The sequence below is a fragment of the Mycobacterium sp. genome (assembly GCF_035499775.1).
Lineage (GTDB): Bacteria > Actinomycetota > Actinomycetes > Mycobacteriales > Mycobacteriaceae > Mycobacterium.
This window is the reverse complement of record NZ_DATJYB010000442.1, coordinates 1-3,216: the sequence shown is the minus strand read 5'-3', so window position 1 is coordinate 3,216 and position 3,216 is coordinate 1. Positions and strand designations below refer to the sequence as shown.

Below are 3,216 nucleotides of genomic sequence, written 5' to 3'. Positions count from 1 at the left end.
TCGACGACGATCAAACCGGTGCGCCCCGCGGTCTGTTCGCTTCGAATGACCGCCACGGCGCAGTGCGCCGAGGAGGCCAGTGCCGCGGCCGTCGAGCCCACCCGCCCGGGCCGGAAGTGGTGCACACCGACGGCCCCGACGCACACCATCGCGGCGGACGTCGACGCTCTGATCAGGGCGGTGATCGGCCGTTCCTGAGTGATCTCCACTTCGATCTTTACCGGCGTGCCCGCCGCCTCGACCGCGGTGAACGCGTAGCGGACAGCGTTCTCGGCGATGGCAAGTTTGCGAGCCGCCATGTGGGGCCCGCTCGCATCGTCCGGTTCGATCGCGTACAACAGGCGCAACGGGACATCGCGACTGAGCGCCTCGTCGACCGCCCACAGCGCCGCCTGTATTGCGGCCTTCGAGCCGTCGATACCCACGACGACCGACAGGGGCGTACGGGGGCTGACACCCTTGATCGACACGGCTGCAACGCTATTGACCTCGGCACCGGACCGGCAGAGCAATTGGTCGCGATCGACTAGGGCCGAAGGACCCTAAGCCGGTGCCGCAGTGAACGTTAGCTTTCGCAGTGAAGGGTCCGATTCGGGTCGAATCTCAACGTCGAATCGATGCTGGAATCGATGGCGACAGTTGCGTACGGCGTTGTGCACCGGTTCGACGGCGAGCGTGGATTCGGCTTCGTCACCCCCACCGACAGCGACGAGGACTCGTTGGTCGACGTTTACGTCGACTCGTCCGAGATCACCGGATGGTCCGCGGCTCCACTCCACGCCGGCCAGCGGGTGAGCTATCACGCGGCAGGCACGCGGCACTGGCCGACCGCGGAAGCCGTGCATGTGTTGTAAGTGCGGGGGTCAGCTGAATAGCGGTTGGCCAATGTAGTGACCCTCGGCGGGTGCGGGCGGTACCACGAAGATCGCCGATCCGATATGCCGGATGTACTCGTTGAGAAGGTCGTTGGCGCCGAGGCGATTCTGTAGTCGGATGAAGTTTTGCGGGTCGTTTTGATACGAGACGAACAACAAGCCGGCGTTGAGCTGACCGTTGGCGTCCAGACCGTCGGTGTAGTTGTAGGAGCGCCGGCGGATCATGACGCCGTCGTTGTTCTCCCTGGCCGCCAACCCGACGTGGGACAACGGGTCGATCAGCGGTTGACCGTCAGAACCTTTGGCGCTGAAATCCGGTGTGTCGAATTCGGACTTGCCGCTCAGCGGCGCTCCTTCCTGCTTCGTGCGGCCAAAGATCTTCTGCTGGTCGCCGATTCGATCGGTGTCCCAGGTTTCCAGCAACATCCGGATCTTGCGGACGACTTGGTAGGTCCCGCCTTTCATCCAGGGTTGGTCGCTGTTGTCGACCCAGACGAATCGGGCATACTCGGCATCGGTGCTGACGTTGCGGGTACCGTCCTTGAATCCCAGGAGATTTCGCGGGGTGTGCTGTCCGGGTCCGGCCGAAGCGCGCCCGAAACCCAGTACCGCCCAGAACGGTGAGACGATATTGCGTCCCAGGCGGGTGAGGTTGCGCACCGCGTGATAGCAGACCTGCGGGTCGTCGGCGCAGGCCTGGACCGACAGGTCGCCACCGTGCAGGCGTGGGTCCAGGTTGTCCCCGTTGAGCGGCGGCAGATCGGTGAACAGCGCCGGCCGGCGTGCGGCAAGTCCGAAGCGGTCACCGAATACCGGGGGCCCCAGTCCGACAGTGACAGTCAGACTGGCGGGGCTGAGCCCGTATGCCTCCCCGGTGTCGGTGGGGGGCTGCACATCCCGGGTCGGCTGCACCGTACCGACGGGCATGCCCTGCTGCAGCACCGAGACCCCGGCCGACCAGCGGGCCAACAGTGCCTGCAGATCGGCGCGCCCGGCGCCGGCCGCCAGCGAGAACGACATGAACATCGCGTAACGCTGTGGGGGCGTGGCGATTCCGCCCTGATGGGTCTGACCGTAGAAGGGGTAACTATGACGCAGGTCGACGGTGTCTTGAGCATCTGAGTCGCCGCCACGCCCGGCGGCGGCTGCGGCGTAGCCGGCGATCCCGCCACCGGCGGCACCCACGGCCGTGCCGGTGAGGCCCGCCAACACGGCACCACCCAGCACCCGTCGGCGTGACACCCCAGTGGAATCCGGCGGGGTGGAGTCCGGTGGGGTGGTGTCGGCTACGTCGTTTGCCATCTCAGTTGGCCGAAACCACTTTTTGCGCAACGGTGGACAGGCTCTGGTGCAACGGCTGGATCACCACGGTTAGCTTTGGTGCATCGCTGGCCTTCAGCTCCGGTGTGTAGAGCCGGTAGCCACCGGGCGCCGACGGGTCGCGGTAACCGTCGAGAACACTCAGCACTGTCTGGAACTGCTGATCGATTTGGTTGACCAGATTGGCGTCGATCTTCTCCAGCCCCGGCCTCAACGCGGCGTACGCCTGCTGGGCGCCCTCGACGTTGCCCGCGAAATCGACGAAGTCGAGATGGCTGAATGCCTCCTCCTCGCCGGTGATCTTGGTGTTCTGCACCTCCTCGATCAGATCGCTGGCACCGTTGGCCAGATCTTCGGGGCGGTATTGCAGGTTGGCGACGATGTCTTTCAGTTTTCCTACGTTGCCTACTAATTCGATGCTGAGCGCCTTGGTGCCGGGGGTGATCGCGTTGCCTTGCCAGAGGTCGCGTTCGATGGCGTGGAAGCCCTTCCATCCGACTTTGGCGTCGACCGGGGTGGATTCGCGCATGTCGATCAGGTAGTCGAGATTGCCTGCGTTGTCGTCGACCCGGAAGCCAGGCAGGACAAAGCCTTCCACGCTGGCCTCGGCGCGTTCCCAGAACTGTCGCGCTTTCGCGTAGGCCGTCTTGGCGCCGGGAACGTCACCCGCCTGCACCGCAACGTCGAGCGCCTTCACGGCATCGTTCAGCTGACCGATTTGGCCCACGACGTACGCTGCGTAGTCCTTCGTGCCCTGGCTGAGGATGCTCGAGACGGTTCCCGTGGCCGGGGCGGGGGCGCGGCCGGTCACCGTGAGATTTTGGTATTCGGTGCTTGCCCCAGGGCAGTACACCTGGTATGAGCCGCCGTCCAGCGTGACCGTGAACGACACCGGATCCAATCCGGGCGCGAGGTTTTCTTTCTCGCCGACGATGCGTTGCTCTCTGAGCAACTCCATTTCGGTGATGCCCGGGGCGCTGGTATTGACCACCGTGAAGGTGACCGGCCCGGCCGGGACGCT

General features: G+C 64.9%; 4 protein-coding genes. 1 reads left to right on the top strand and 3 read right to left on the bottom strand.

Annotation, left to right across the window (positions count from 1 at the left end; all coding sequences use genetic code 11):
• Positions 1 to 464: universal stress protein (locus tag VML93_RS27285; RefSeq protein WP_325615376.1), on the bottom strand; the 464-nt coding region annotated here is incomplete at its 3' end.
• Between the two features lie 165 nt (positions 465 to 629).
• Here VML93_RS27285 and VML93_RS27280 point away from each other — a divergent pair.
• A complete protein-coding gene (locus VML93_RS27280; protein ID WP_325615375.1) occupies positions 630 to 854 on the top strand; it encodes a cold-shock protein in 225 nt (74 codons plus the stop codon).
• Positions 855 to 863: 9 nt separating this feature from the next.
• Here VML93_RS27280 and efeB read toward each other — a convergent pair whose 3' ends face one another.
• The gene (efeB, locus tag VML93_RS27275) at positions 864 to 2,177 is read right to left on the bottom strand and encodes an iron uptake transporter deferrochelatase/peroxidase subunit (RefSeq protein ID WP_325615374.1); all 1,314 of its coding nucleotides are present in this window, start codon (positions 2,175 to 2,177) and stop codon (positions 864 to 866) included.
• 1 nt (position 2,178) lies between these two features.
• Positions 2,179 to 3,216, bottom strand: a 1,038-nt coding sequence (gene efeO, locus VML93_RS27270) for an iron uptake system protein EfeO (protein ID WP_325615373.1), incomplete at its 5' end; no start/stop codon positions are given.